The sequence below is a fragment of the Streptomyces sp. P13-3-3 genome, from assembly GCF_050571355.1.
Taxonomy (GTDB): domain Bacteria; phylum Actinomycetota; class Actinomycetes; order Streptomycetales; family Streptomycetaceae; genus Streptomyces; species Streptomyces althioticus.
The window spans coordinates 4,687,630-4,712,811 of the sequence record NZ_CP192228.1; the positions used below are offsets into that span (position 1 = coordinate 4,687,630).

The window sequence follows — 25,182 nt, forward strand, 5'->3', positions numbered from 1 at the left end:
CCCGCCACTCTTGAAGCACGAAGCAACGCGGCCCGTGGACCACCGGGCCTGACGGCGGACGCCCGGTGTCAGGGGCGCGGGCGCCGTCTCACAGATCTCTAGTTGGGCCGGAGCGCTGCATGCCGGCCGGAGGGAAAGCGATGGGTAGGACACTCGCGGAGAAGGTCTGGGACGACCACGTCGTCCGGCGCGCCGAGGGCGAGCCCGACCTCCTCTTCATCGATCTGCACCTGCTGCACGAGGTGACCAGCCCCCAGGCCTTCGACGGCCTCCGTAAGAACGGCCGCCAGGTGCGCCGTCTCGACCTCACCATCGCGACCGAGGACCACAACACCCCGACCCTCGACATCGACAAGCCCATCGCCGACCCGGTCTCCCGGGTCCAGCTGGAGACGCTGCGCAAGAACTGCGCGGACTTCGGCGTCCGGCTGCACCCGCTGGGCGACGTCGAGCAGGGCGTCGTGCACGTCGTGGGCCCGCAGCTCGGCCTGACCCAGCCCGGCATGACGGTGGTGTGCGGCGACTCCCACACCTCCACGCACGGCGCCTTCGGCGGCCTGGCCTTCGGCATCGGCACCTCCCAGGTCGAGCACGTCCTGGCGACCCAGACGCTGCCGATGGCCCGCCCCAAGACCATGGCGATCACGGTCAACGGCGAGCTGCCCGAGGGCGTCACCGCCAAGGACCTGATCCTCGCGATCATCGCGAAGATCGGCACGGGCGGCGGCCAGGGCTACGTCCTGGAGTACCGCGGCGAGGCCGTCGAGAAGCTCTCGATGGAGGCCCGGATGACCATCTGCAACATGTCGATCGAGGCCGGCGCCCGCGCGGGCATGATCGCCCCCGACGAGACGACCTTCGCCTACCTCGAGGGCCGTCCGCACGCCCCGAAGGGCGAGGACTGGGACGCGGCCGTCGCGTACTGGAAGACGCTGAAGTCCGACGACGACGCCGAGTTCGACGCCGAGGTCGTCATCGAGGCCTCCGAACTGTCGCCGTTCGTCACCTGGGGCACCAATCCGGGCCAGGGCGCGCCGCTCTCCGCGTCGGTCCCCGACCCCGCCTCGTACGAGGACGCCTCGGAGCGGCTCGCCGCCGAAAAGGCCCTGGAGTACATGGGGTTGGAGGCCGGGCAGCCGCTGCGCTCCATCAGGGTGGACACCGTCTTCGTAGGGTCGTGCACCAACGGCCGCATCGAGGACCTGCGCGCCGCCGCGGACATCGTCAAGGGCCGCAAAGTCGCCGACGGCGTACGGATGCTGGTCGTCCCCGGCTCCGCGCGGGTGGGCCTGCAGGCCGTCTCCGAGGGTCTGGACGTGGTCTTCAAGGAGGCCGGCGCCGAGTGGCGGCACGCGGGCTGCTCGATGTGCCTGGGCATGAACCCGGACCAGCTCGCCCCCGGTGAGCGCTCCGCCTCCACCTCCAACCGCAACTTCGAGGGCCGGCAGGGCAAGGGCGGCCGGACGCACCTGGTGTCCCCGCAGGTCGCCGCGGCCACCGCGGTCCTCGGCCACCTGGCCTCCCCGGCCGACCTCGCCGCCGCCGACGACCGCACGCCCGCTGGAGTCTGATCAGTCATGGAAGCATTCACCACCCACACCGGCCGGGCCGTCCCGCTGCGCCGCAGCAACGTCGACACCGACCAGATCATCCCGGCCCACTGGCTCAAGAAGGTCACGCGGGACGGTTTCGAGGACGGGCTGTTCGAGGCCTGGCGCAAGGACCCCGAGTTCGTGCTCAACCGGCCCGAGCGCGAGGGCGCCACGGTCCTGGTGGCCGGCCCCGACTTCGGTACCGGCTCCTCCCGTGAGCACGCCGTCTGGGCGCTGCAGAACTACGGCTTCAAGGCCGTGATCTCCTCCCGCTTCGCCGACATCTTCCGCGGCAACTCGCTGAAGAACGGCCTGCTGACGGTCGTCCTCGACCAGAAGATCGTCGACGGCCTGTGGGAGCTCACCGAGGCCGACCCCACCGCCGAGATCACCGTCGACCTCGAGGCCCGCGAGGTGCGCGCCGGGGGCGTCAACGCCCCCTTCGAGCTGGACGAGAACTCCCGCTGGCGGCTGCTGAACGGCCTCGACGACATCTCCATCACGCTGCAGAACGAGGCGGACATCGCCGCGTACGAGGCGAAGCGTCCCTCCTTCAAGCCGCGGACCCTCACGGCCTGACCCCTCGCGCCGCCGAAGTCCTCGGCAGAGGTCGACTTTCGGCCACAGTGTCACCCCGCCCGTACCCCCGATCGGACCGATCGGGGGTACGGGCGTCTTCGTACCCGTTCGGCTCCGCGTGCCGTCTTGAGGGCCGCCAACTTGCCACGTTAAGAAGGTGGTTGCCGGGGTACACGTGTCACGTGCCCGTGGATCCCGGGTGTGTGCGGACGGCCGTCCGGCGCGGCAGTTGCCCCCTGCGCAGGCGACAACTCGCCCCAGATGGCACAATCTGTGCATGGAACACGACGGCCAACTCCAGCTCTATACGGCGGTCGCGGTCCGGCTCAAGGAAGCGCACTCGAGGGTGCGCGCACTGCAAGTCCCGGAGGGCGTACGGATGGCGCTGACCCGGAAGCTGTTGGTCATTACGGCCGCGGCCAAGCACGATCTCGCCGGTGCGGCAAGGCGTCTGGAGCGGTTCATGGCGGACCTCGACGAGGGACGGATCCCCGGCGAGGAACGCTGAACCAGTCGAGACAACCGACTTCGTTGCGGCACAAGGGTGATTAGCCCGTTTCGTGTTTGATTTGCGGTATATATCTGCCTAACGTGCGAAAAAGCTTGAACACATTCGTTCTGGCGATGTCTCCGAAGGGGAAGACGTGAACAAGGCGCAGCTCGTAGAAGCGATTGCCGACAAGGTGGGCGGCCGCCAGCAGGCCGCCGACGCCGTCGACCACGTACTGGACGCCATCGTCCGCGCGGTCGTCTCGGGGGAGCGGGTCTCGGTCACCGGCTTCGGTTCGTTCGAGAAGGTCGACCGCCCCGCCCGTTACGCCCGCAACCCCCAGACGGGCGAGCGGGTTCGGGTCAAGAAGACCTCCGTCCCGCGTTTCCGCGCCGGTCAGGGCTTCAAGGACCTGGTCAGCGGCTCGAAGAAGCTGCCGCGCGGCGGCGAGGTCGCCGTGAAGAAGGCTCCCAAGGGCAGCCTCACCGGCGGCGCTTCGGCGACGGTGAAGAAGGCCGCGGCCAAGAAGACCACGGCGAAGAAGGCCGCCACGGCCAAGAAGGCGGCCGCGAAGAAGACGACGGCCAAGAAGGCCACCGCCAAGACCACGGCGAGCAAGACCACGGCGAAGAAGGCCCCCGCCAAGTCGACTGCCGCGGCCAAGAGCACCGCCGCGAAGAAGACCACGGCCAAGAAGGCCCCGGCGAAGAAGGCGACGGCCAAGAAGGCCCCCGCCAAGAAGTCGACCGCGCGCAAGACCACCGCCAAGAAGACCACCGCCCGCAAGAAGTAGCGGACGCCTCGTCCCCCCTTCGGGCAAGCGGTACTCACGTGTCGGGCCGGACTCCCCCGGGAGCCCGGCCCGCGGTGTGTCCGGGTCCGCCCGCGCGCGTCAGAACGTCTGCAGCGTCACCAGCGTGATCCGCAGGGACGTGCCCTCGCCCTCCGTCTCCAGTCGCACCCGCTGCCCGGGACGCAGCAGCCTCAGACCGCCCGCGTCGAACGCCGCGGCGTCGAAGGGCACCGGGGTGCCGTCGTCCAGCAGCACCTGACCGCTGCGGCTGTCGGGGTCGTAGGTGTACGCGGTGGCCTGCATGTGCGGCAGCCTACTGCTGCCCGGCGGGCAGCCGCGCGGCGGCCGCGGCCGTGCGGGGGCCGACGCCCAGCGCCAGCGCGGCCCGCAGATCCCCGCCGGTGTCCACGTCCTGCCGCACGGAGTCGACCGCGTCGAGCGTCAGCTCGACCGCGCCGGACGCGCGGTGCAGGGCGCGCGAACCGACGCCGAACTGGGGGTGCAGTTCACGGCCGCGGCTCGCGGCGAGAAGAGTCGTGCCGAGGCCCGCGGAATCCGCGAGAAAGGACCGCGGGAATTGCGCCGCCGCGTCCAGCACCCGGGCCAGTTCCGCGGGACGCAGCGCCGGCAGGTCCGCGTTCAGCGCGGCCACCGAGGCCGCGCGGCGGGCGGCACCCACCACCGTCGCGCCGTGGACGAGCGCGGCGTTGAGCCCGGCCCGCGGGAGGTCGGGCACGGTCCCGGCACCCAGCGCCGCCAGCTCCCTGGCCGCCAGGGCGTCATTGGTGACGACCACCACATCCCGCACCGCCGGACAGCCGAGCGCGGCCGCCACCGTGTCCTGTGCGAACGCGAGCGCCAGCCCCGGCCGCAGACCGTCGTCCGCGGTGTCCGCCAGCCTGCTCTTGGCCTGCGGCAGGGGCTTCAGGGGTACCACCAAGGTCCACTGCACGAGTGTTGCGTCCCTCTCTTGTCACGGTCATTGTCACCCGGGGCCGCCGACGGCCGGGGGACCGGGCGTACGGTGTTCTCGACAGACCGGCGGCCCGGGGCGACACTTGTGCGGCCCGCCCGGCCTTGAGGGGGCCGGGACCTGGGCCTGTCGTCCGTAAGAGGAAGGTGTACTCGTGCCGCGCCGCAGAATCGGCTTCTGGTACCGCTTCGCCGCGGTGATCTGCAAACCGCCGCTGGTGGTACTGCTCAAGCGGGACTGGCGCGGAATGGAGAACATTCCGGCCGAGGGTGGCTTTATCACCGCGGTGAACCACAATTCGCACATCGATCCTTTGGCCTACGCGCACTTCCAGTACAACACCGGCCGTGTTCCGCGATTCCTCGCGAAGAGCGGGCTTTTCAGCAAGGGATTCGTCGGCGCCGCGATGCGCGGCACCGGGCAGATTCCCGTCTACCGCGAGAGCACGGACGCGCTGAGCGCCTTCCGCGCCGCCATCGACGCCGTGGAGCGCGGGGAGTGCGTCGCCTTCTATCCCGAGGGCACCCTCACCCGGGACCCGGACGGCTGGCCCATGACCGGCAAGACCGGTGCCGCGCGCGTCGCGCTGCAGACCAAGTGCCCGGTGATCCCGGTCGCCCAGTGGGGCGCCAACGAACTGCTCCCGCCGTACGCGAAGAAGCCTCGGCTGTTCCCGCGCAAGACCAGCAAGGTGCTCGCCGGCCCGCCGGTCGACCTGTCGCGCTTCTACGACCGGGAGATGACGCCGGAGCTCCTCAAGGAGACCACCGAAACGATCATGGCCGCCGTGACCCGCCTGCTGGAGGAGATCCGCGGCGAGAAGGCCCCCGAGAAGCCCTACGACCCGCGCGTGGAGCGCATGGAGCAGCGCCGCCGGACGCACGCGCAGCGCAACGGGCGGCAGGACCGCAACCGGGGCGAGCGCGCCGCCGTCCGGGAAGTACGTGAAGAGGGGCTGGGCACGTGAGCAAGCCGGTCAAGGCGGCCGTCTTCGGCACCGGATCGTGGGGGACGGCCTTCGGCATGGTCCTCGCCGACGCGGGCTGCGACGTCGTGCTGTGGGGACGGCGCCCCGAACTCGCCGAGGCGGTCAACTCCACCCGCACCAACCCCGACTACCTGCCCGGGGTCGAACTCCCCGAGAACCTGCGGGCCACCGCGGACGCGGCCGAGGCCGCGCGCGGCGCCGACTTCACCGTCCTCGCCGTGCCCTCGCAGACGCTGCGCGGCAACCTCGCGCAGTGGCGCGACCTGCTCGCGCCGCGCACGGTGCTGGTGTCCCTGATGAAGGGCGTCGAACTCGGCTCCGCGATGCGCATGAGCGAGGTGATCGAGGACGTCGCCAAGGTCGGGCGGGAGCGGATCGCCGTGGTGACCGGCCCCAACCTGGCCCGCGAGATCGCCGCCCGGATGCCCGCCGCCGCCGTCGTCGCCTGCACCGACGAAGAGGTCGCCCGGCGGCTCCAGACCGCCTGCCACACCCCGTACTTCCGGCCGTACACCAACACCGACGTCATCGGCTGCGAGCTGGGCGGCGCGGTGAAGAACGTCATCGGTCTCGCCGTCGGCATCGCGGACGGCATGGGGCTCGGCGACAACACCAAGGGCTCGCTCATCACCCGCGGCCTCGCCGAGACCACCCGGCTCGGCGTCGCGCTCGGCGCCGACCCGCTGACCTTCTCCGGACTGGCGGGCCTGGGCGACCTGGTGGCCACCTGCTCCTCGCCGCTGTCCCGCAACCACACCTTCGGCACCAACCTCGGCAAGGGACTGACCCTGCAGGAGACCATCGCGGTCACCAAGCAGACCGCCGAGGGCGTCAAGTCCTGCGAGTCGGTGCTGGACCTGGCCCGTCGGCACGGCGTCGACATGCCGCTCACCGAGACGGTCGTCGGGATCGTGCACGAGGGCAAGCCGCCTCAGGTGGCCCTGAAGGAGCTGATGTCGCGCAGCGCGAAGCCCGAGCGACGCTGAGCGACGGCCGGGCGGCGGACCCCTCCGTTCGGCCCACGCACGGCGTTGCGGGCGCTGTGTCCCGGCTCCGGCAGCGGGTACGCTCGTCGCGATATGAGCACCGAGAACCTCCCCCAGAGCCCCGACTCGCCGTCGCGCAAGCCGCGTGTGGCCGTCGTGTTCGGCGGGCGCAGCTCCGAGCACGGGATCTCCGTGGTCACCGCCGGCGCCGTCCTCAAGGCCATCGACCGGACCAGGTACGACGTCCTGCCGATCGGCATCACCCAGGACGGCCGGTGGGCGCTCACCGCCGACGAACCGGAACGCATGGCGATCGCCGAGCGCCGCACGCCCAGCGTCGACCAGCTGGCCGAGTCCACGGAGGGCGCGGTGGTGCTCCCCGTCGACCCCGCGGACCGCGAAGTCGTCTACAGCGAGCCGGGATCGGTGCCCAAGGCACTCGGTGAGGTCGACGTGGTCTTCCCGGTGCTCCACGGCCCCTACGGCGAGGACGGCACCCTCCAGGGCCTGCTCGAACTCTCCGGCATCCCCTACGTGGGCTCCGGTGTGCTCTCCTCGGCCGTCGGCCAGGACAAGGAGTACATGAAGCGGGTGTTCACCTCCTTCGGGCTCAAGGTCGGCCCGTACCTGGTGATCCGGCCGCGCGAGTGGGCGCGGGACGAGGCCGCCGCCCGCAAGCGGATCGTGGACTTCGCCGGTGAGCACGGCTGGCCGCTGTTCGTGAAGCCCGCCCGGGCCGGCTCGTCCATCGGCATCACCAAGGTCGACGACCTCTCCGGCCTGGACGACGCCGTCGCCGAGGCCCGGCGCCACGACCCGAAGATCCTGGTCGAGGCGGCGCTGCGCGGGCGCGAGATCGAGTGCGGCGTGCTGGAGTTCGAGGACGGTCCGCGTGCCTCGCTGCCCGCCGAGATCCCGCCGCCGGACACGCACGCGTACTACGACTTCGAGGCGAAGTACATCGACTCCACACCCGGCATGGTTCCCGCGCCGCTGACCGACGAGGAGACGGCCGAGGTGCGCCGGCTCGCGGTCGAGGCGTTCGACGCGGCCTCCTGCGAGGGCCTGGTCCGCGCGGACTTCTTCCTCACGGAGGACGGCGAGTTCGTGATCAACGAGATCAACACCATGCCCGGCTTCACGCCCATCTCGATGTACCCGCAGATGTGGCAGGCGACCGGCGTGAGCTACCAGGAGCTCGTCGACCTGCTGATCCAGGCGGCGCTGCGCCGGTCCACCGGACTGCGCTGAGCCGCACCCCGCGCGCGTGTCAGGAGGCGATCCCCTCGGGGATCGCCTTCTTCACGGCCGGGGCCAGGTCGATCAGCACGCCCGTGCTGTCCCGCCCGTCGGCCACCTCGACCTCGACGTACGCCTCGCGGTTGGCGGTGGTGAAGCGCTGGACGCCGTCGCCCTCGCGCTCCATCAGCCAGTCGACGCCGTTGACGCCGCCGGGCACCGCGTCCGCGTCCTGGCCGTTGGCCACCTTGGGATCCGTCATCTTCGGCGGCCGTCCGACACCGCACCGCAGTATGATCGCCACGCCGCCCCAGCCCGCGGTCAGTTCGGACGCGGGTTCGGGGTCGTCGCGGCTCTCACCGTCCACCGTCGCCGGCAGGACCTCGTCCAGGTTCTGACACAGCTCGGTGACCTTCGCGTCCGGGCTGGGAACCGCCGCGGACACGTCGTCGTCTGCCGAGGAGCAGCCCGCGACGGTGATCAGCACCGCGAGGGCGGAGCAAACGGCGTGCCGGTGACGGAAGGAGTTCACCGGGACAGGGTAGACGGGGGCTACAGATGCACCACCGGGCAGGTCAGGGTGCGGGTGATGCCGTCCACCTGCTGGACCTTGGCGACGACCATGCGTCCCAGGTCGTCGACGGTGTCGGCCTGGGCGCGCACGATGACGTCGTAGGGACCCGTCACGTCCTCGGCCTGGACGACTCCAGGGATCTTGCCGATCAGATCGGCGACGGTCGACGCTTTGCCGACCTCCGTCTGGATCAGGATGTACGCCTGTACCACGGAACCTCCAGGGCGGCCACGAGGATCATGTGGGGAAAAGGAACGCCACGGTATCGCGTCGCCGCTCGTCGCGGGGAGACCTGCGGGAACCGGGGCTTGCGCGCCGGGGTACAGGCACGGGAGAAGTTGACGGTCAGTTCGACCGTAGCGAGGACTCGGACGACCCGCGACCGGGCACGGACAGGGATAGAAGGGGCGTAAGGGAAATGAAGGGCACTGTTGGTGAGCTAGGGGAGTTCGGGCTCATCAGGGAGCTCACCTCCCGTCTCACCACCACCCCGGCGGTCCGGGTCGGCCCCGGCGACGACGCCGCGGTGGTCTCCGCGCCCGACCGGCGGGTCGTGGCCAGCACCGACGTCCTGGTGGAGGGGCGCCACTTCCGCCGCGACTGGTCCACGGCCTACGACGTCGGCCGCAAGGCCGCCGCCCAGAACCTCGCCGACATCGCCGCCATGGGCGCGGTGCCGACCGCGCTGCTGCTCGGCCTGGTCGTGCCCGCCGAACTGCCGGTGACCTGGCCCAGCGAACTCATGGACGGCCTGCGCGACGAGTGCCAGGTGGCCGGCGCGGCGGTCGTCGGCGGGGACGTCGTGCGCGGCGACACCATCACGGTGTCCATCACCGCGCTCGGCGACCTGCGCAACCAGGAGCCCGTCATGCGGGGCGGGGCGCAGCCCGGCGACATCGTCGCGGTGACCGGCTGGCTCGGCTGGTCCGCGGCCGGGCACGCGGTGCTCTCCCGCGGCTTCCGCTCCCCGCGCGCCTTCGTCGAGGCGCACCGGCGCCCCGAGCCGCCGTACCACGCGGGCCCCGCCGCCGCCGGTCTGGGCGCGACCGCCATGTGCGACGTCAGCGACGGGCTGATCGCCGACCTCGGGCACATCGCCGAGGCCAGCAAGGTCCGCATCGACGTCCGCTCCGGGGCGATCGACATCCCCTCGCAGATGAACGACATCGGGCAGGCCGTCGGGGTCGACCCCATGCAGTGGGTGCTGACCGGCGGCGAGGACCACGCGATCGTCGCCACCTTCCCGCCGGACGTGAAGCTGCCCGCCCGCTGGAAGGTCATCGGCGAGGTGCTCAACCCCTCGGCGCTGCCCCAGGTGACGGTGGACGGGGCGCCCTGGACCAGCCAGGGCGGCTGGGACCACTTCGGGGACATCGAGTCATGAACGCGCCGCCCCGGGTGCTCACGGTCGCAGGCTCCGACTCCGGCGGGGGAGCGGGCATCCAGGCCGACCTGAAGACCATGCTGGCGCTCGGTGTGCACGGGATGAGCGTGCTCACCGCCGTGACCGCGCAGAACTCCCTCGGCGTGCAGGGCGCCTGGGAACTGCCGGTGGAGGCGGTGCGCGCCCAGTACCGCAGCGTCGTCGACGACATCGGGGTGCAGGCGGTCAAGACCGGCATGCTGTCCTCGGCCGAACTCGTCGGGACCGTCGCCGACTTGCTCGCCGGCACGGACGCGCCGGCGGTCGTCGACCCGGTGGGCGTCTCCAAGCACGGTGACGCGCTGCTGGCGGCGTCGGCGCTGGACTCCGTCCGCACCAAGCTGCTGCCGGTGGCGACCGTGGTCACCCCGAACCTGGACGAGGTCGCGCAGCTCACCGGCGTGCGCGTGGCCTCCGAGCAGGACATGCGGCGGGCCGCCGCGGCCGTGCTGGAGTTCGGCCCGCGCTGGGTGGTGATCAAGGGCGGCCACCTCGCCGGCGGCGCGTCGGAGGAGGCCGTCGATCTCCTCACGGACGGTACGGAGGAGCACTGGCTCCGCGCGCCTCGCCACGACAACCGCCACACCCACGGCACCGGCTGCACCCTGGCCTCCGCCATCGCCTCCCACCTCGCCCGGGGACACACGGTCCCGGAGGCGGTGAGCGCGGCGAAGACGTACGTCACCGGGGCACTGGCGTCGGGCTTCGCCCTCGGCGGGGGAATCGGCCCGGTGGATCACGGGTGGGCGCTGCGGCGTGGAGAGGCGTAGGACGCCTGGACGATCGACGGGCGTCGGTGCCGGGAGTGGCGGGACGGGCGGACGAACACACCTGTCGCTCCGCGACCCGGCCATGTCGTACCCGCGTCGCCCCGCAGGCCGCCGGCCTGCCCTCGGCTGCTCAGGGGTGCGGCGGGTGCCGCGTCGCCGTCGCAGGGCCGTGCCGTTCTGCCGGGCAGAGCCCGGACCGCAGGGGCGGCAGGTTGCGCGATGGCCGCGGGCCCGCCCCCGGCGCCAGGCACTTACGGCTCAGGGGCCCGCGTCGCCCGCGGGGTGGTAGGTCCGTGACGGCTGCCGGCCCGTCCCCGGCGCTGGGCATCGGCTGTTCAGGGGTGCGGCGGGTGCCGGCGTCGACCCGCGGGGGTCGTGCCGTTCTGTCGGGAGGCACCAGCATCCGGACCGCAGAGCCGGCAGGTCCCGTGACGGCCGCCGGCCCGCCCCCGCGCCGGGGCATCGGCTGCTCAGGGGGTGCGGCGGGTGCCCGCGTCGACCCGTGGGGGGCCGTGCCGTTTTGCCGGGAGGCACCAGCATCCGGACCGCAGAGCCGGCAGGTCCCGTGACGGCCGCCGACTCGCCCCCGCGCCGGACATCGGCCGCTTAGGGGTTGCGGCGGATACCCGCGTCGCCCCGCAGGGCCGTGCCCTACTGCCGGGCGGGACCGGGAGCGCGGGGTCGGCAGGTCCCGTGGCGGCTGCCGGCCCGTTCCCGGCGCTGGGTATCGGCTGTTCAGGGGTTGCGGCGGATGCCCGCGTCGACCCGTGGGGGCCGTGCCGTTTTGCCGGGAGGCACCAGCATCCGGACCGCAGAGCCGGCAGGTCTCGTGGCGGCCGCCGACTCGCTCCCGCGCCGGGCATCGGTCGCTCAGGGGGTGCGGCGGATACCCGCGTCGCCCCGCAGGCCGTGCCCTACTGCCGGGCGGGACCGGGAGCGCGGGGTCGGCAGGTCCCGTGGCGGCCGCAGGCTCGCCCCGTGGCGGGCATCGGCTGCTCAGGGGGTGCGGCGGGTGCCCGCGTCGATCCGCAGGGGGCCGTGCCGTTCTGACGGGCGTGACCGGGACCGCGAGGTCGGCAGGTCCCGTGGCGGCCGGCGGCCCGCCCCCGCGCCGGGCACCGGCCGCTCAGGGGCGCGGTCAGCCTGGCCGCGAGGCGACCCGCCGCGTGCCGAGCGGGAGCGCTCGAGTCTCCCGTCGGTCACCCGGCCGTCAGGCCGATACCCCGCCGCCGGGTACAGCAAAAAGCCGGTCCACCTGAGGTGGACCGGCTCGTTGCGGCGATACCGGCTGTGGCCGCGCGCTCAGCGATTGCGTCAGCGCGAGACCTTGCCGGCCTTGATGCACGAGGTGCAGGCGTTCACGCGCTTCGGCGTCCCGCCGACCACGGTACGCACACGCTGGATGTTCGGGTTCCAGCGACGGGGCGTACGGCGGTGCGAGTGCGAGATGTTGTTGCCGAAGCCCGGCCCCTTGCCGCAGACGTCGCAGTTGGCAGCCACGGGTCACTCCAAAGACTTCAGATGCACTTACGGTTGATCCCGGCAGGCCGGGATCCAGATCCAGAGCTCGGAGAGCCGGGCGGATCTGAGTGGCGTTGCCAGGGGAGACGCCCGATCGGATCGGGCAACCGGAGCAGCATACAACGGCTGCACCCGTAGGACGAAACTAGCATGCCAGCTCAGGAGGCCGCCTGCGGCCCTCTTCCGGCAGGCGGGGGCCCACCGTCTACGCTGCGTGCCACGTCCAGCAGCTCGAGGAGGCGCAGGTGCCGCAGGTGCCGCAGACGTTCGATGCTCTCGCGGTGCGTGCCTGGTGCGGTCTCGCGCTCGACGCGCTCGGACGGGCCCGCGAGGAGATCGACGCGATCAACGTCTATCCCGTGGCGGACGGCGACACCGGCACCAACCTCTATCTGACGCTGGAGTCGGCGGCCACGGCCGTGGAGGCGGTGTTCGCCGGACACGAGGCGGGCGGCGGCGGGAACGCCGGCCGCCCCACCCTCGCCGACGCGGTACGCGCGATGGCGCACGGCGCGCTGATCGGCGCGCGCGGCAACTCCGGCACGATCCTGGCCCAGCTGCTGCGCGGCATGGCCCAGGTGCTGGCCGGCGACGACGCCCCGGCGCACGCCGACGGCACCGGCCTCGGGCTCGCCCTGCGCCACGCGGCCGACTCCGCCCGGCAGGCGGTGGCGCACCCCGTCGAGGGCACGGTCCTCACGGTCGCCACCGCCGCCGCCGACGCGGCCGGGGGCGCCGGCGGCGACTGCGGCGCGGTGGCCCGCGCCGCCTACGAGGGAGCCCGCACCGCACTCGCCGAGACCCCGGACCGGCTGGACGTCCTGCGGCAGGCGGGGGTGGTCGACGCGGGCGGACGCGGCCTGGTGACCGTCCTCGCGGCGCTGGTGGAGTCGCTCACCGGGGAGACGCCCCGGGGCGCGGCGGCACGCGGGCCCGGCCCGCACACGCGCTCCGAGGCATCCCCCACGGCCGCCGTTCCCTGCGCGGACGACGACGCCGCGTCCCGGCCCGGAGGTCCCGCCTTCGAGGTGATCTACCTGCTGGAGGCCGAGGACGCGGCCGTCGCCCGGCTGCGGGAGCGGCTCGACACTCTCGGCGACTCCCTCGTCGTGGTCGGCGGCGACGGCCTGTGGAACGTCCACGTGCACGTCGACGACGCCGGCGCCGCCGTGGAGGCGGGCGTCGAGGCGGGACGGCCGTACCGCATCAGGATCACCCACTTCGGCGCCGGGGACGCGCACGCGCCGGGCGCCGAGCGGACGATCGCCGAGCGCGTCCAGCGGGCCGTGGTGGCCGTGGTGCCCGGCGAGGGCCTGGCGGGGCTCTACGCGGAGGCCGGCGCCACGGCCGTGCTCGCCCGGCCCGGCGAGCCGCCCGCGAGCGGCGAGCTGGTCCAGGCCGTACGGCGCGCCCACGCGCGCGAGGTGGTGCTGCTGCCCAACGACGCCGAACTGCGCCACACCGCCGCCGCGGCCGCCGAACAGGTGCGGGCGGAGGGCGTCCGGGTGGCGCTCATCCCCACCCGCTCCGCGGTGCAGGGCATCGCGGCGCTCGCGGTGCACGAGCCGGAGCGCCGCTTCGACGAGGACGTGGTGGCCATGACCTCCGCCGCCGGCGCGACCCGCTACGCCGAGGTCACCGTCGCCGAGCGGCAGTCCTGGACCATGGCCGGCATCTGCCAGGCCGGCGACGTCCTCGGCCTGGTCGACGGCGACGTGGCGGTCATCGGCCAGGACCTCACCGAGACCGCGCTGGCCGTGCTGGACCGCATGCTCGCGGCCGGCGGGGAGCTGGTGACCCTGGTCGTCGGCGACGACGCCCCGGAGTCCGTCGCCGACCGCCTGGAGGCCCGGGTCCGCGAGGGCTACCTGGCCGTCGACACGGTCGTCCACCACGGCGGCCGGCAGGGCTCCGTCCTCCTCATCGGCGTCGAGTGACCCGTCCGCCGCGGCCCGGCGCGGTGCGGGAAGGCGGCCCGCCGTCCCCGCTCTGTCGGTGGGGTGGTGTCCAATGGATCCCGTGCCCGCACTGGACGAACCACTGAAGAAGGTGCTCGGCCCCGCCACCGCGAAGGTGATGGCCGAGCACCTCGGCCTGCACACCGTCGGCGACCTGCTGCACCACTACCCCCGCCGGTACGAGGAGCGCGGCCAGCTCACCCACCTCGCCGACCTGCCGATGGACGAGCACGTCACCGTGGTCGCGCAGGTCGCCGACGCCCGGCTGCACACCTTCGCCTCCAGCCGCGCCCCGCGCGGCAAGGGGCAGCGACTGGAGGTGACGATCACCGACGGCAGCGGCCGGCTGACGCTGGTCTTCTTCGGCGCCGGCGTCCACAAGCCGCACAAGGAACTCCTGCCGGGCACCCGCGCGATGTTCGCCGGCAAGGTCTCCGTCTTCAACCGCCGCCTCCAACTCGCCCACCCGGCATACGAGTTGCTGCGCGGGGACGCCGAGGAGACGGTGGAGACCTGGGCGGGCGCGCTCATCCCGATCTACCCGGCCACCGCCAAGCTGGAGTCCTGGAAGATCGGCAAGGCACTGCAGACGGTGCTGCCCAGCGCCCAGGAGGCCGCCGACCCGCTGCCCGAGGCGCTGCGCGAGGGCCGCGGACTGGTCACGCTGCCCGAGGCGCTGCTGAAGATCCACCGCCCGCACACCAAGGCGGACATCGAGGAGGCCCGCGCCCGCCTCAAGTGGGACGAGGCGTTCGTCCTCCAGGTCGCCCTCGCCCGCCGCCGGTACGCGGACGCCCAGTCTCCGGCCGTGCCCCGCCGCCCCAAGCCCGACGGCATCCTCGCCGCCTTCGACGACCGCCTCCCCTTCACGCTCACCGAGGGCCAGCGCAAGGTCTCCGAGGAGATCTTCACCGACCTCGCCACCGACCACCCCATGCACCGCCTGCTCCAGGGCGAGGTGGGTTCCGGCAAGACCATGGTCGCCCTGCGGGCCATGCTCGCCGTCGTCGACGCGGGCGGTCAGGCGGCGATGCTCGCGCCCACCGAGGTGCTCGCCCAGCAGCACCACCGCTCGATCACGGAGATGATGGGCGAGCTGGCCGAAGGGGGCATGCTCGGCGGCGCGGAGAGCGCCACCAAGGTGGTCCTGCTCACCGGCTCCATGGGCGCCGCGGCCCGCCGCCACGCCCTCCTCGACCTGGCCACCGGCGAGGCCGGCATCGTCATCGGCACGCACGCGCTCATCGAGGACAAGGTGCAGTTCCACGACCTCGGCCTGGTCGTCGTGGACGAGCAGCACCGCTTCGGCGTCGAGCAGCGCGACGCCCTGCGCGGCAAGGGCAAGCAGCCGCCGCACCTCCTCGTCATGACGGCCACGCCCATCCCGCGCACGGTCGCCATGACCGTATTCGGCGACCTGGAGACCTCCGTCCTGGACCAGCTCCCGGCCGGCCGCTCGCCCATCGCCAGTCACGTCGTCCCGGCCGCCGACAAGCCGCACTTCCTCGCCCGTGCCTGGGAGCGGGTGCGCGAGGAGGTGGAGAAGGGCCACCAGGCGTACGTGGTCTGCCCGCGCATCGGTGACGAGGAGGACGGAGCCAAGGCGAAGAAGAAGTCCGCGGAGGACGAGGCGGAGAAGCGGCCCCCGCTCGCCGTGCTGGACACCGCCGAGCAGCTCGCGCGCGGCCCGCTGGCCGGACTGCGCGTCGAGGTCCTGCACGGCAGGATGCAGCCCGACGACAAGGACGCCGTGATGCGCCGGTTCGCCGCGGGCGAGGCGGACGTCCTGGTGGCCACCACCGTCATCGAGGTCGGCGTCAACGTCCCGAACGCCACCGTCATGGTGATCATGGACGCCGACCGCTTCGGCGTCTCCCAGCTGCACCAGTTGCGCGGCCGCGTCGGCCGCGGCTCGGCCCCCGGGCTGTGCCTGCTGGTCAGCGAGATGCCCGAGGCGAGCGCCGCCCGCCAGCGGCTGAACGCCGTCGCGTCCACCCTCGACGGCTTCGAGCTCTCCCGCATCGACCTCGAACAGCGCCGCGAGGGCGACGTGCTGGGCCAGGCACAGTCCGGCACCCGGTCCAGCCTGCGCATGCTCGCCGTCATCGACGACGAGGAGGTCATCGCCGAGGCCCGCGAGGAGGCCACCAGGGTCGTCGCCGCCGACCCGGACCTGGAGCGCCTGCCCGCCCTGCGCACCGCGCTGGACGCCCTGCTGGACGAGGAGCGGGAGCAGTACCTGGAGAAGGGCTGACAGACTGGGACACGGCCACCGGCCCGCCCACACCGGCCAGCACACCGACCCGCACACACCGACCCGTACTCACGGACCCGTACTCACGGACAAGGACCGAGGACATGACCCGCGTGATCGCCGGCACCGCCGGCGGACGCCGCCTGGCCGTCCCGCCCGGGCAGGGCACCCGCCCCACCTCCGACCGGGCGCGCGAAGGGCTCTTCTCCACCTGGCAGTCACTGCTCGGCGGCCCCCTCGACGGCGAACGGGTCCTCGACCTCTACGCCGGCTCCGGCGCCGTCGGCCTGGAGGCCCTGTCCCGCGGCGCCGGACACGTCCTGCTCGTCGAGGCCGACGCCCGCGCGGCGCGCACCGTCCGGGAGAACGTGAGGTCGCTCGGCCTCCCGGGCGCCGACGTGAGGTCCGGCAAAGCGGAACAGATCGTCCGTACCGCGCCGCCGGAGCAGCCGTACGACCTCGTCTTCCTCGACCCGCCCTACGCCGTCTCCGACGGCGATCTTCGGGAGATCCTCCTCACACTCCGCTCCCAGGGGTGGCTCGCCGACGACGCCCTCGTCACCGTGGAGCGCAGCACCAGAGGCGGAGAATTCGCCTTCCCGCCGGGTTTCGAGGCCATCCGGGCCCGTCGTTACGGCGAGGGAACGTTTTGGTACGGTCGCGCCGCCTCTACGTGCGAAGACGCACGATGACCGGACCGGAGAGCGAGGAATCACCAGTGCGCCGCGCCGTATGTCCCGGGTCCTTCGACCCGATCACCAACGGACACCTCGACATCATCGCCCGGGCCTCCCGGCTGTACGACGAGGTCTACGTCGCGGTGATGATCAACCAGTCCAAGAAGGGCCTGTTCGAGATCGAGGAGCGGATCGACCTGATCCGCACCGTCACCGCCGAGTACGGCAACGTCCGGGTCGAGGCCTTCCACGGCCTCCTCGTCGACTTCTGCAAGCAGCGCGACATCCCCGCCATCGTCAAGGGCCTGCGCGCGGTCAGCGACTTCGACTACGAGCTGCAGATGGCCCAGATGAACAACGGCCTCTCGGGCGTGGAGACCCTCTTCGTCCCCACCAACCCCACCTACAGCTTCCTGTCCTCCTCGCTCGTCAAGGAGGTCGCGGCCTGGGGCGGCGACGTCTCCCACCTGGTGCCCGCCGAGGTCCTGACGGCGCTCACCGAACGCCTGGGCAAGGACTGAACGCGCCCCGGCGCCACGGACGGTAGCGGGCATCCGGTGTCCACCGGACGCCCCAGGGCCGTACAGTCGTCCCGTCCGTCTCCAACACAGCTGTAGAGAGTGGCGAGCACACGGTGGACGTGCAGAAGAAGCTCGACGAGATCGTCACCGCGGTCTCCAGTGCCCGGTCGATGCCCATGTCGGCGTCGTGCGTGGTCAACCGCGCCGAACTGCTCGCCATGCTCGACGAGGTGCGCGCGGCGCTGCCCGACTCCCTCGCCCAGGCCGAGGAGTTGATCGGCGGCCGGGAGCAGATGGTCGAACAGGCCCGCCAGGAGGCCGAGCGGATCATCTCCGAGGCCCACGCCCAGCGCGGCTCGCTGGTCGCCGAGACCGAGATCGCCCGCCGCTCCCAGGCCGAGGCCGACCGGATCCTCGCCGAGGCCCGCCAGGAGGCCGAGGAGATCCGCGCCGAGGCCGACGACTACGTCGACTCCAAGCTCGCCAACTTCGAGGTCGTCCTCACCAAGACCCTCGGCTCCGTCGGCCGCGGCCGCGAGAAGCTGCTCGGCACCGGCCCCGGCCTCGACGAGCAGGGCTACGAGGACGAGGACGCCCCCGAGCGCAGCCACGACCCGGAGACGCTGCGCCGCAACGCGGACGCCTACGTCGACGTCAAGCTCGGCGCCTTCGAGGCGGTGCTCGCCAAGACGCTGGAGGCGGTCGGCCGCGGCCGGCAGAAGCTGCACGGCCGGATCGCCACCGACGACCTGGGCGCGCTGGCCGACGACCCCACCACCGTCCAGCACTCCAGCGACGCCGACTACCTCGCCGACCTGGCCTCCCTCGCCGAGCAGGACGCCCAGGGCCGCCGGTCCGAGCCGCAGCAGCCGCCCCGGCCCCCGCAGCCGCAGACACAGCCGTACGCCCAGCCCGAGCCCGCGTACGGCTACGACGCCCAGCAGGCCGACCCCTACGGCGGCTACCAGCAGCAGTACGGCGGCGCCCAGAACCCGTACGCCCAGGCGGGCGGATACGCCCAGGCCGATCCGTACGCCGCCTACCAGGGCTACGACGCCTCCCAGCAGGCGTACGACCCCGGCCAGGCCGCCCAGCACGTGCCGCAGCAGCACCAGCAGGGGTACGCGCTGGACGAGACGAGCCTGTTCGACACCAGCATGATCACGCCCGAGCAGCTCGAGGCGTACCAGCGCGAGCGGGGCCTCTAGGGGCGGATTGGGCCGAGAGCGAAAGGTCCAGTATCCTGGCTCTTCGGTCGCGCGTATGACCGCGATCCACGCTGCCCGGAACGCACCCGTACGGCAGCGACACCCTCTGAGCTCGAAGATCGAAAGCAGGAATGGCTCTGAACGCCCGCCTCGACCACCGCAACCCCCTCGTGTTCGACACGCACGAGCTGGGGCGGCGGCCCGGTGCGCTGCAGCGCCTGACCCGTACGGTCGACGCTCCCCGGGACCTCGGTATCCAGGGAGTCGTCGGAGTGCCGGAAGGCGCCCCGGTGGAGCTCGAACTCCGGCTCGAGTCGGTCATGGAAGGTGTGCTCGTCACAGGCACCGCCCGTGCGAAGGCCGAGGGGGAGTGCGTAAGGTGTCTGGAGCCGCTCGAGCTGGAGCTCGAAGCGGACTACCAGGAGATGTTCTCGTACCCTGACGCCGACGACCGGGGCCGCGTGATCGCGGAACCGGGCGACGACGCCGAGGACGACGAGGACCGGCTCCTCCTCGAGGACGGCCTGTTCGACCTCGAGCCGGTGCTGCGCGACGCGGTGGTGCTCGCACTGCCGATGCAGCCGGTGTGCCAGGAAGACTGCCCGGGACTGTGCTCCGAGTGTGGAGCACGGCTGGCGGACGACCCGGACCACCATCACGACGCCGTCGACATCCGTTGGGCGGCTTTGCAGGGACTCGCCGGCACCATGAAGGACGGCGAGAAGGACGAGATGAGCGGCGCCGAAGCCGGCGTCGACGAGAAGCAGGAGAAGTAGCCGTGGCTGTTCCGAAGCGGAAGATGTCGCGCAGCAACACGCGCCACCGCCGGTCGCAGTGGAAGGCTGCGGTCCCCACCCTGGTTGCGTGCGAGCGCTGCCACGAGCCCAAGCAGCAGCACATCGCGTGCCCGTCTTGCGGCACTTACAACAAGCGCCAGGTCCTCGAGGTCTGAGCGGCTGGTGAGAGGCACTGTGTCCACGCCGAAGAAAAACTCTGCGGACAACCAGGCCTCGTCCCCGACGCTTCTGGAAGGGCGGCTCGGCTACAAGGTCGAGTCCGCCCTTCTGGTGCGTGCGCTGACCCATCGTTCCTACGCGTACGAGAACGGCGGTCTGCCGACGAACGAGCGGCTGGAGTTCCTCGGGGACTCCGTGCTCGGCCTCGTCGTCACCGACACGCTGTACCGCACCCACCCCGACCTGCCCGAAGGCCAGCTGGCCAAGCTGCGGGCCGCGGTGGTCAACTCGCGTGCGCTGGCGGAGGTGGGCCGCGGGCTCGACCTCGGTTCCTTCATCCGGCTCGGCCGCGGTGAAGAGGGAACGGGCGGCCGGGACAAGGCGTCCATCCTCGCCGACACCCTCGAAGCGGTGATCGGCGCGGTCTATCTCGACCAGGGCCTGGAATCGGCGGCGGAGCTGGTGCACCGCCTGTTCGACCCGCTGATCGAGAAGTCCTCGAACCTGGGAGCCGGCCTGGACTGGAAGACCAGTCTCCAGGAGCTCACCGCGACCGAGGGGCTCGGTGTTCCCGAGTACCTGGTCACGGAGACCGGCCCCGACCACGAGAAGACCTTCACTGCTGCCGCCCGCGTCGGAGGCGTCTCGTACGGCACCGGCACCGGCCGCAGCAAGAAGGAGGCGGAGCAGCAGGCCGCCGAGTCCGCGTGGCGGTCCATCAAGGCCGCGGCGGACGAGCGGGCCAAGGCGGCTCAGGAGGCCGAGGAGGTCGTCCAGGCCGCCGAGGCCGAAGCCTCCGGCAAGAGCGCCGACGCCCCGTCGGCCTCCGCCTGACGTAGTACGCGCGACCCGAGCGCCCGTCCCCGCACAGGGGCGGGCGCTCGGTGCTCGTTCCACCGGTCCTGGGAGGACGCCATGCCCGAGCTGCCCGAGGTCGAGGTCGTCCGGCGCGGACTCGAGCGGTGGGTCGCCCACCGGACCGTCGCCGACGCCGAGGTCCTGCACCCGCGCGCCGTGCGCCGCCACGTCGCCGGCGCGGACGACTTCGCGCACCGGCTGAAGGGCCACCGCATCGGCGTCCCGCGCCGTCGCGGCAAGTACCTGTGGCTGCCGCTGGAGGACACCGACCAGTCGGTCCTGGCCCACCTCGGCATGAGCGGCCAGCTGCTGATGCAGCCGCACGCCGCGCCGGACGAGAAGCACCTGCGCATCCGTATCCGCTTCACCGAGCCGCAGTCACCGGACGAAGGGCCGGCGGGCGACACCGAGCTGCGCTTCGTCGACCAGCGCACCTTCGGCGGTCTGTCGCTGCACGACAACACCCCCGAGGGACTGCCCGACGTCATCGCGCACATCGCCCGCGACCCGCTCGACCCGCTCTTCGACGACGAGGCCTTCCACCAGGCGCTGCGCCGCAAGCGGACCACGATCAAGCGGGCGCTCCTCGACCAGTCGCTGATCAGCGGCGTCGGCAACATCTACGCGGACGAGGCGCTGTGGCGGGCCCGCATCCACTACGAGCGCCCGACGGCCGGCCTCACCCGCCCCCGCACGCTGCAGCTGCTGGGCCACGTCCGCGACGTGATGAACGCGGCCCTCGTCGCCGGCGGCACCAGCTTCGACAGCCTCTACGTCAACGTCAACGGGGAGTCCGGCTACTTCGACCGCTCCCTGGACGCCTACGGCCGCGAGGGTCTGCCCTGCCGCCGCTGCGGAACGCCGATCCGCCGGCGGGCGTGGATGAACCGCTCCAGCTACTTCTGCCCGCGCTGTCAGCGGGCGCCGCGCGCCGTGTCGTAACGCTCCCGGGCCTCGAGGACGGTGTCCATGCGGTCCTCCAGGAGACGGATGAGCGCCAGCAGGTGCTCGGCGACCTCGCGGCCCAGGGGGGTCAGTTCGTAGTCCACCCGGGGCGGGTTCGTCAGCTGGGCCTCGCGGTGCACGAGCCCGTCGCGCTCCAGCGCGTGCAGGGTCTGCGACAGCATCTTCTCGCTGACGCCGTCGACCCGCCGTCGCAGTTCGTTGAAGCGCAGCGAGCCCTCGTACAGCGCCCCGAGCGTCAGCCCGCCCCAGCGCCCCGTCACGTGTTCCAGCGTGCCGCGGGACGGGCAGGACTTGGCGAACACGTTGAAGGGGAGGTCCCGGTCCTCCGGGGCCGACTGCGTGGTCGTCATAAGCTCAGCGTACTTCAGAGCAGCGCTTGCCGAAGTGCAGCGCTAACCGATGGTAAGTGGAGGGGGTTCCGTGCGGATCAGGAAGGCCCGGCCCGACGAGGCGGGCGAGCTGACCGAACTGGCGCTTCGGTCGAAGGCCCACTGGGGCTACGACGAGGCGTTCATGGCGTCGTGCCGGGAGGAACTGACCGTCCGCCCGTCGGAGGTGGGGGAGCGGCGGACCGCGCTGGCCGAACGGGACGGCCGCGTCCTCGGCTTCACGACCGTGGACGGGCAGCCGCCGGAAGGCGCGGTGGGGATGATGTTCGTGGACCCGGAGGCCCTCGGCCAGGGCATCGGCCGCGCCCTGTTCGCGCACGCGCTCGGCTCGGCCCGTGACGCCGGCTTCCGCCGCCTGACGATCGACGCCGACCCGAACGCGGAGTCGTTCTACCGCGCGATGGGCGCGGTGCGCATCGGCGAGACGCCGTCGGGCTCGATCCCGGGCCGCGTACTCCCGCTGCTGGCTGTCACTCTGTGAGGCCGGTGCCGCCTCGGGTAGACGCCCTCCTGTGGAGAGGGGGAACCGTGAAGGCACGCAGCGCGCTGTCCGGCCCGACGGTGGCGTTCGCCCTCGCAGGCATGTGGACGGCGGTGATCGCGCTGTGGTTCGTCGCACGTCCGGACGGGGGCGGGGCGATCATGCTGATCCTTGCCGTCGTGTCGGCGCCGGTGTGGCTGGTCATCGGGGTGCAGCGCCTCAAGGCGAGGCGGGCCGGCGACGAAGGGCGGGCGCCGCCCGCCTGAGACAGGCCGAGGGCGTCGGCCGGCAGCCCGCCAAAAGCTGGTGGTGCTGCCGACCGACGCCCGGGCCGAGTCGTCGACGGTGGCTCAGTAGCCGAAGTTCTGCGTCCACCAAGGGCCGCCCGGGCCCATGTGGACGCCCACGCCGAGGGTCTTGAAGTCGCAGTTCAGGATGTTCGCCTTGTGGCCGGGGCTGTTCATCCAGGCCTCCATCACCGCTTCGGCGTCGGCTTGGCCGCGGGCTATGTTCTCGCCGCCGAGGTTGCCTATGCCGGCCGCCTGGGCGCGGTCCCACGGGGTGTCGCCGTCGGGGTCCGTGTGGTCGAAGAAGCCCCGGTCGGCCATGTCGTCGCTGAACGCCGTCGCCAGCGCCGTCAGGGCACCGTCCGCGGTGACCGGGCTGCAGCCCACCTTCGCGCGCTCGGCGTTGACCAGCCGCAGCACCGCCGCGGCGGCCGTGGACTCGGCCGACGTCTGGCCCTTGCCCTGGCTCTGGTCGCCCGCCTTCCGCTCGGTGTCGGGCGCCGTCCTGCGGTCCTGCGCCGGCTCCTCGGTCTTCTCCGGGGCGGCTGCGGACTCCGTCTTCTCCGGGGTCTTCTCCGCCTCGGGCGCCTTCGTCGGCGCGGCCGGGGTGGACGGCGTCGCCGAGGGCGCCGGGGAGGTGGCGCGTCCGCCGTCGCGGCTCGCGGGAGTCGACGCGTCGCGGCTAGGGGCCTCGGCGGAGCCGGACGTGCCGCCCTGCTCGGTCGGCAGGTTGGTCGCCACACCGGCGCCGGCCTGCACGTTGTCGCTGGAGCCGCGGTCGCCGCCGAGCTTGTAGTTCTCCAGGCCCGGTACCGCGCCGGTGGCCACCGCGACCGTGCCGAGGGCCACGGCGGCGGACACGCCGAGCAGCCCGGTGCGGACCGGCGTCGCGGCCTTCTTCTTGCGGCGCCGCCCGTTCGCGGGGCGGTCGTCCGCGCCGACCGACGAGGTCACGGTGGTGCGGGCGGTCCGTACGGGGCGGGGCCGGGGCGTGACGTCCCACTCGGGGAGCGGGTCGTCACCGGTGAAGGAGTGCCCCGTGAAGTCGTACTCGGCGGTGCGGGGGCCCGGGACGGCCGGGGCGGCGGGGGCGGTGACGGCCGGGGCCGCGGCGGGCGCGGCGTAGGCGGGGGGCGCCGTGCGGGCGTAGGCGGCCTGGGCGGGACCGGGACCCGCGTCCGGGTGGCCGCCCGGGGGGAAGCCGGGGGCGTGGACCGCGGTCTCGTCCGTCGCGTACAAGTACGCCTCGCTGCGGGCGTACGTCTCCGCGTAGGCCTCCGGGTTCAGGTACGGCGCGGTGCCCATCGTGGGCGGGCCGTCGGTCCCGGCGCCTCGCGGGTCCAGGCCTTCACCGTAGGAGCCGTCGTGGTGGGTGACCCCGTCGGCGCGGCTCGTGGCGGCGCGGCCGGCGTCGGAGCGTCGGTGGCGTCCCATGTATGGCCTTCCTCGTCCTGGCGGTCGGCCGCGTCCCGCGACCAGCCCGAAACTCGACGATCACGAAACTCACACGAACGAGTGAGTTTCATATGAGATTCATGGGTGGGGACGCTACCGCATGGCGCAAGGGGGAGGAGTGCCCGGTGTGACTTTGTCCGGTTAGGTTGCAGGCATGAGCGAGGATGTGCGACTGGTGGCCTGGGTCCGTGGACATGTGCAGGGCGTGGGCTTCCGCTGGTTCACCCGGGCCAAGGCTCTGGAGATCGGCGGACTGCAGGGCTTCGCCCTGAATCTCGGGGACGGCAGGGTGCAGGTGGTCGCCGAGGGGTCCCGTGACCGCTGCGAGCGGCTGCTGGAGTGGCTCCAGGCCGGCGACACGCCCGGGCACGTGGACGGAGTGACCGAGATCTGGGACACACCTCGCGGCGGCTACGACGGCTTCGCGATCCGCTGAGGGGGCCCGCCGCGCGGGCGTACAGAGGTCCGCACAGGACCTGCCGCGAACCGTCCGGACGTAAAAAAGTCCTGGTGATCGAAGCGAACGGCTTGCCAGCGGCACCTGCGCCCGCCAAGATGATCGCCACGCCCCGAGGACCCGTGAGGAACGCGCCGCCGCCGTCGTCCGGCCGTATGCGCCCGGTTGTCCCCCAATACGGGGCGTGATCGTGTTGACCCTCAAACTTTTTGGTGAGACGCTGAAAGCCCCGCGCACCTTAGCTGTTTGGCATGGCTGAACGGCAGCACAACTCCAGGCCTGCCAAGCACCGCGGGTGCGAATCCCTCACGACCCACACCGCATCGGTCGGTCACTCATTGTGGAGGACCATCCATCATGGCAAAGGCGCTTCTCGGTTACGTCGGCGGCTCCGACCCGCGACTCCTCGCCGAGATGCGACGGCTCCAGCAGCGCGTCCAGGACCTGGAATCCGAGCTCGTACGGATCCAGGCCGAGAAGGACGCCCTGAAGGCTGCCGCTTCTCACGACAGGATCATGGAGAGCGTTGACGCACACCAGGCGGAGCCTGCGCTCACCTGATCACTGCACGCTCCACGAACAGCACCGCAGTGGTCGGGCTCGCCCGTCACCACCGCCGAGCAGTCAGAACTGCAAGGGACGCTTCGGCGTCCCTTCTTTCTTCACCCCTCCGCGTCCCGAACCGCTGAGCCTGCCGCCTGTCCGCGGCCGCGACCCCCGCGCGGCGCACTCTCTGTCCCGCGCACCTTTTCACCTTCTCAACGTCTGGCATGCCCTGCGCGTTCAC

General features: G+C 72.3%; 29 protein-coding genes. 22 read left to right on the forward strand and 7 right to left on the reverse strand.

Annotation, left to right across the window (positions count from 1 at the left end; genetic code table 11):
- Window positions 1-140: 140 nt before the first annotated feature.
- The 4 genes from leuC to ACQZOG_RS21560 all read left to right on the forward strand — a co-directional run bounded on the left by leuC (window position 141) and on the right by ACQZOG_RS21560 (window position 3,454).
- Window positions 141-1,571: a 3-isopropylmalate dehydratase large subunit gene (leuC, locus tag ACQZOG_RS21545; RefSeq protein ID WP_354793060.1), complete on the forward strand. Its 1,431-nt coding sequence runs from the start codon at window positions 141-143 to the stop codon at window positions 1,569-1,571.
- Between the two features lie 6 nt (window positions 1,572-1,577).
- Window positions 1,578-2,171: a 3-isopropylmalate dehydratase small subunit gene (gene leuD / locus ACQZOG_RS21550; RefSeq protein WP_354793058.1), complete on the forward strand. Its 594-nt coding sequence runs from the start codon at window positions 1,578-1,580 to the stop codon at window positions 2,169-2,171.
- 277 nt (window positions 2,172-2,448) lie between these two features.
- Complete coding sequence (locus tag ACQZOG_RS21555) at window positions 2,449-2,679, forward strand: hypothetical protein (RefSeq protein WP_033275880.1); 231 nt, start codon at window positions 2,449-2,451, stop codon at window positions 2,677-2,679.
- A 136-nt stretch (window positions 2,680-2,815) separates the two neighbouring features.
- Entirely contained in the window at window positions 2,816-3,454 is a 639-nt protein-coding gene (locus tag ACQZOG_RS21560; protein WP_033275881.1) for an HU family DNA-binding protein, read from the forward strand.
- A 99-nt stretch (window positions 3,455-3,553) separates the two neighbouring features.
- Here the strand turns inward: ACQZOG_RS21560 and ACQZOG_RS21565 are convergent, their stop codons facing one another.
- Together ACQZOG_RS21565 and cofC are read right to left on the reverse strand one after the other, a co-directional pair.
- A complete protein-coding gene (locus tag ACQZOG_RS21565; RefSeq protein ID WP_033275882.1) occupies window positions 3,554-3,757 on the reverse strand; it encodes a hypothetical protein in 204 nt (67 codons plus the stop codon).
- Window positions 3,758-3,767: 10 nt separating this feature from the next.
- Entirely contained in the window at window positions 3,768-4,406 is a 639-nt protein-coding gene (gene cofC, locus ACQZOG_RS21570) for a 2-phospho-L-lactate guanylyltransferase (protein ID WP_354793055.1), read from the reverse strand.
- A 175-nt stretch (window positions 4,407-4,581) separates the two neighbouring features.
- Between cofC and ACQZOG_RS21575 the strand changes: the two genes are divergently transcribed.
- The 3 genes from ACQZOG_RS21575 (at window position 4,582) to ACQZOG_RS21585 (ending at window position 7,652) form a co-directional block, all read left to right on the forward strand.
- A complete protein-coding gene (locus ACQZOG_RS21575) occupies window positions 4,582-5,394 on the forward strand; it encodes a lysophospholipid acyltransferase family protein (RefSeq protein ID WP_033275884.1) in 813 nt (270 codons plus the stop codon).
- Window positions 5,391-6,401: an NAD(P)H-dependent glycerol-3-phosphate dehydrogenase gene (locus tag ACQZOG_RS21580; protein WP_037641789.1), complete on the forward strand. Its 1,011-nt coding sequence runs from the start codon at window positions 5,391-5,393 to the stop codon at window positions 6,399-6,401. The genes ACQZOG_RS21575 and ACQZOG_RS21580 overlap by 4 nt, the downstream gene beginning before the upstream one ends.
- A 93-nt stretch (window positions 6,402-6,494) precedes the next feature.
- A complete protein-coding gene (locus tag ACQZOG_RS21585; RefSeq protein ID WP_033275886.1) occupies window positions 6,495-7,652 on the forward strand; it encodes a D-alanine--D-alanine ligase family protein in 1,158 nt (385 codons plus the stop codon).
- A gap of 19 nt (window positions 7,653-7,671) precedes the next feature.
- Here the strand turns inward: ACQZOG_RS21585 and ACQZOG_RS21590 are convergent, their stop codons facing one another.
- Together ACQZOG_RS21590 and ACQZOG_RS21595 are read right to left on the reverse strand one after the other, a co-directional pair.
- On the reverse strand, window positions 7,672-8,172 hold the full coding sequence (locus ACQZOG_RS21590; RefSeq protein ID WP_033275887.1) for a DUF3515 domain-containing protein: 501 nt from the start codon (window positions 8,170-8,172) through the stop codon (window positions 7,672-7,674).
- 20 nt (window positions 8,173-8,192) lie between these two features.
- Entirely contained in the window at window positions 8,193-8,426 is a 234-nt protein-coding gene (locus tag ACQZOG_RS21595; RefSeq protein ID WP_004983019.1) for an Lrp/AsnC family transcriptional regulator, read from the reverse strand.
- A gap of 206 nt (window positions 8,427-8,632) precedes the next feature.
- Between ACQZOG_RS21595 and ACQZOG_RS21600 the strand changes: the two genes are divergently transcribed.
- Complete coding sequence (locus ACQZOG_RS21600; RefSeq protein ID WP_033275888.1) at window positions 8,633-9,598, forward strand: thiamine-phosphate kinase; 966 nt, start codon at window positions 8,633-8,635, stop codon at window positions 9,596-9,598.
- Window positions 9,595-10,407: a bifunctional hydroxymethylpyrimidine kinase/phosphomethylpyrimidine kinase gene (thiD, locus tag ACQZOG_RS21605; protein ID WP_163090982.1), complete on the forward strand. Its 813-nt coding sequence runs from the start codon at window positions 9,595-9,597 to the stop codon at window positions 10,405-10,407. Before ACQZOG_RS21600 ends, thiD begins: the two co-directional genes overlap by 4 nt.
- 1,314 nt (window positions 10,408-11,721) lie before the next feature.
- Here thiD and rpmB read toward each other — a convergent pair.
- Window positions 11,722-11,907, reverse strand: coding sequence for a 50S ribosomal protein L28 (gene rpmB / locus ACQZOG_RS21610; RefSeq protein WP_004924906.1), 186 nt, complete (start codon window positions 11,905-11,907; stop codon window positions 11,722-11,724).
- 266 nt (window positions 11,908-12,173) lie between these two features.
- On the opposite strand from rpmB, the gene ACQZOG_RS21615 reads away from it, so the two are divergent.
- The 9 genes from ACQZOG_RS21615 (at window position 12,174) to mutM (ending at window position 21,302) form a co-directional block, all read left to right on the forward strand.
- Entirely contained in the window at window positions 12,174-13,865 is a 1,692-nt protein-coding gene (locus ACQZOG_RS21615) for a DAK2 domain-containing protein (RefSeq protein WP_430741729.1), read from the forward strand.
- Window positions 13,866-13,938: 73 nt separating this feature from the next.
- Complete coding sequence (gene recG, locus ACQZOG_RS21620; protein WP_058917018.1) at window positions 13,939-16,140, forward strand: ATP-dependent DNA helicase RecG; 2,202 nt, start codon at window positions 13,939-13,941, stop codon at window positions 16,138-16,140.
- 104 nt (window positions 16,141-16,244) lie between these two features.
- A complete protein-coding gene (gene rsmD / locus ACQZOG_RS21625; RefSeq protein ID WP_354793047.1) occupies window positions 16,245-16,832 on the forward strand; it encodes a 16S rRNA (guanine(966)-N(2))-methyltransferase RsmD in 588 nt (195 codons plus the stop codon).
- 26 nt (window positions 16,833-16,858) lie between these two features.
- Window positions 16,859-17,338, forward strand: a complete 480-nt coding sequence (coaD, locus tag ACQZOG_RS21630; protein WP_033275893.1) for a pantetheine-phosphate adenylyltransferase — start codon at window positions 16,859-16,861, stop codon at window positions 17,336-17,338.
- Between the two features lie 113 nt (window positions 17,339-17,451).
- Entirely contained in the window at window positions 17,452-18,546 is a 1,095-nt protein-coding gene (locus tag ACQZOG_RS21635; RefSeq protein WP_193456575.1) for an ATP synthase F0 subunit B, read from the forward strand.
- Window positions 18,547-18,677: 131 nt separating this feature from the next.
- Window positions 18,678-19,322, forward strand: a complete 645-nt coding sequence (locus ACQZOG_RS21640; RefSeq protein WP_033275895.1) for a YceD family protein — start codon at window positions 18,678-18,680, stop codon at window positions 19,320-19,322.
- Between the two features lie 2 nt (window positions 19,323-19,324).
- Window positions 19,325-19,498: a 50S ribosomal protein L32 gene (rpmF, locus tag ACQZOG_RS21645; RefSeq protein ID WP_003951102.1), complete on the forward strand. Its 174-nt coding sequence runs from the start codon at window positions 19,325-19,327 to the stop codon at window positions 19,496-19,498.
- Between the two features lie 19 nt (window positions 19,499-19,517).
- Window positions 19,518-20,336, forward strand: a complete 819-nt coding sequence (gene rnc / locus ACQZOG_RS21650) for a ribonuclease III (RefSeq protein ID WP_006130466.1) — start codon at window positions 19,518-19,520, stop codon at window positions 20,334-20,336.
- An 81-nt stretch (window positions 20,337-20,417) separates the two neighbouring features.
- A complete protein-coding gene (gene mutM, locus ACQZOG_RS21655; protein ID WP_033275896.1) occupies window positions 20,418-21,302 on the forward strand; it encodes a bifunctional DNA-formamidopyrimidine glycosylase/DNA-(apurinic or apyrimidinic site) lyase in 885 nt (294 codons plus the stop codon).
- On the opposite strand, the gene ACQZOG_RS21660 is transcribed toward mutM, so the two are convergent.
- A complete protein-coding gene (locus ACQZOG_RS21660) occupies window positions 21,275-21,676 on the reverse strand; it encodes a winged helix-turn-helix transcriptional regulator (RefSeq protein WP_033275897.1) in 402 nt (133 codons plus the stop codon). The genes mutM and ACQZOG_RS21660 overlap by 28 nt on opposite strands.
- Window positions 21,677-21,746: 70 nt before the next feature.
- On the opposite strand from ACQZOG_RS21660, the gene ACQZOG_RS21665 reads away from it, so the two are divergent.
- Complete coding sequence (locus tag ACQZOG_RS21665; RefSeq protein WP_286159772.1) at window positions 21,747-22,196, forward strand: GNAT family N-acetyltransferase; 450 nt, start codon at window positions 21,747-21,749, stop codon at window positions 22,194-22,196.
- Window positions 22,197-22,243: 47 nt separating this feature from the next.
- On the forward strand, window positions 22,244-22,462 hold the full coding sequence (locus tag ACQZOG_RS21670; RefSeq protein WP_430741730.1) for a hypothetical protein: 219 nt from the start codon (window positions 22,244-22,246) through the stop codon (window positions 22,460-22,462).
- Between the two features lie 84 nt (window positions 22,463-22,546).
- Here the strand turns inward: ACQZOG_RS21670 and ACQZOG_RS21675 are convergent, their stop codons facing one another.
- Window positions 22,547-23,917, reverse strand: coding sequence for a CAP domain-containing protein (locus ACQZOG_RS21675; protein WP_033275900.1), 1,371 nt, complete (start codon window positions 23,915-23,917; stop codon window positions 22,547-22,549).
- Between the two features lie 175 nt (window positions 23,918-24,092).
- Here ACQZOG_RS21675 and ACQZOG_RS21680 point away from each other — a divergent pair, with 175 nt between their 5' ends.
- Both ACQZOG_RS21680 and ACQZOG_RS21685 read left to right on the forward strand, forming a co-directional pair.
- Window positions 24,093-24,374 carry an acylphosphatase gene (locus ACQZOG_RS21680; RefSeq protein ID WP_191883379.1) on the forward strand — a complete coding sequence of 94 codons (282 nt, stop codon included), beginning with the start codon at window positions 24,093-24,095 and terminating at the stop codon, window positions 24,372-24,374.
- A gap of 378 nt (window positions 24,375-24,752) precedes the next feature.
- On the forward strand, window positions 24,753-24,956 hold the full coding sequence (locus ACQZOG_RS21685; RefSeq protein ID WP_006130460.1) for a hypothetical protein: 204 nt from the start codon (window positions 24,753-24,755) through the stop codon (window positions 24,954-24,956).
- Window positions 24,957-25,182: the final 226 nt, after the last annotated feature.

Excerpts from the sequence above, each read along its gene's own strand:
- leuC (WP_354793060.1), top strand. The coding sequence starts at position 141 with ATGGGTAGGACACTCGCGGAGAAGGTCTGGGACGACCACGTCGTCCGG.
- leuD (WP_354793058.1), top strand. The coding sequence starts at position 1,578 with ATGGAAGCATTCACCACCCACACCGGCCGGGCCGTCCCGCTGCGCCGC.
- ACQZOG_RS21555 (WP_033275880.1), top strand. The coding sequence starts at position 2,449 with ATGGAACACGACGGCCAACTCCAGCTCTATACGGCGGTCGCGGTCCGG.
- ACQZOG_RS21565 (WP_033275882.1), bottom strand. The coding sequence starts at position 3,757 with ATGCAGGCCACCGCGTACACCTACGACCCCGACAGCCGCAGCGGTCAG.
- ACQZOG_RS21585 (WP_033275886.1), top strand. The coding sequence starts at position 6,495 with ATGAGCACCGAGAACCTCCCCCAGAGCCCCGACTCGCCGTCGCGCAAG.
- ACQZOG_RS21600 (WP_033275888.1), top strand. The coding sequence starts at position 8,633 with ATGAAGGGCACTGTTGGTGAGCTAGGGGAGTTCGGGCTCATCAGGGAG.
- thiD (WP_163090982.1), top strand. The coding sequence starts at position 9,595 with ATGAACGCGCCGCCCCGGGTGCTCACGGTCGCAGGCTCCGACTCCGGC.
- recG (WP_058917018.1), top strand. The coding sequence starts at position 13,939 with ATGGATCCCGTGCCCGCACTGGACGAACCACTGAAGAAGGTGCTCGGC.
- rsmD (WP_354793047.1), top strand. The coding sequence starts at position 16,245 with ATGACCCGCGTGATCGCCGGCACCGCCGGCGGACGCCGCCTGGCCGTC.
- ACQZOG_RS21640 (WP_033275895.1), top strand. The coding sequence starts at position 18,678 with ATGGCTCTGAACGCCCGCCTCGACCACCGCAACCCCCTCGTGTTCGAC.
- mutM (WP_033275896.1), top strand. The coding sequence starts at position 20,418 with ATGCCCGAGCTGCCCGAGGTCGAGGTCGTCCGGCGCGGACTCGAGCGG.
- ACQZOG_RS21660 (WP_033275897.1), bottom strand. The coding sequence starts at position 21,676 with ATGACGACCACGCAGTCGGCCCCGGAGGACCGGGACCTCCCCTTCAAC.
- ACQZOG_RS21675 (WP_033275900.1), bottom strand. The coding sequence starts at position 23,917 with ATGGGACGCCACCGACGCTCCGACGCCGGCCGCGCCGCCACGAGCCGC.
- ACQZOG_RS21680 (WP_191883379.1), top strand. The coding sequence starts at position 24,093 with ATGAGCGAGGATGTGCGACTGGTGGCCTGGGTCCGTGGACATGTGCAG.
- ACQZOG_RS21685 (WP_006130460.1), top strand. The coding sequence starts at position 24,753 with ATGGCAAAGGCGCTTCTCGGTTACGTCGGCGGCTCCGACCCGCGACTC.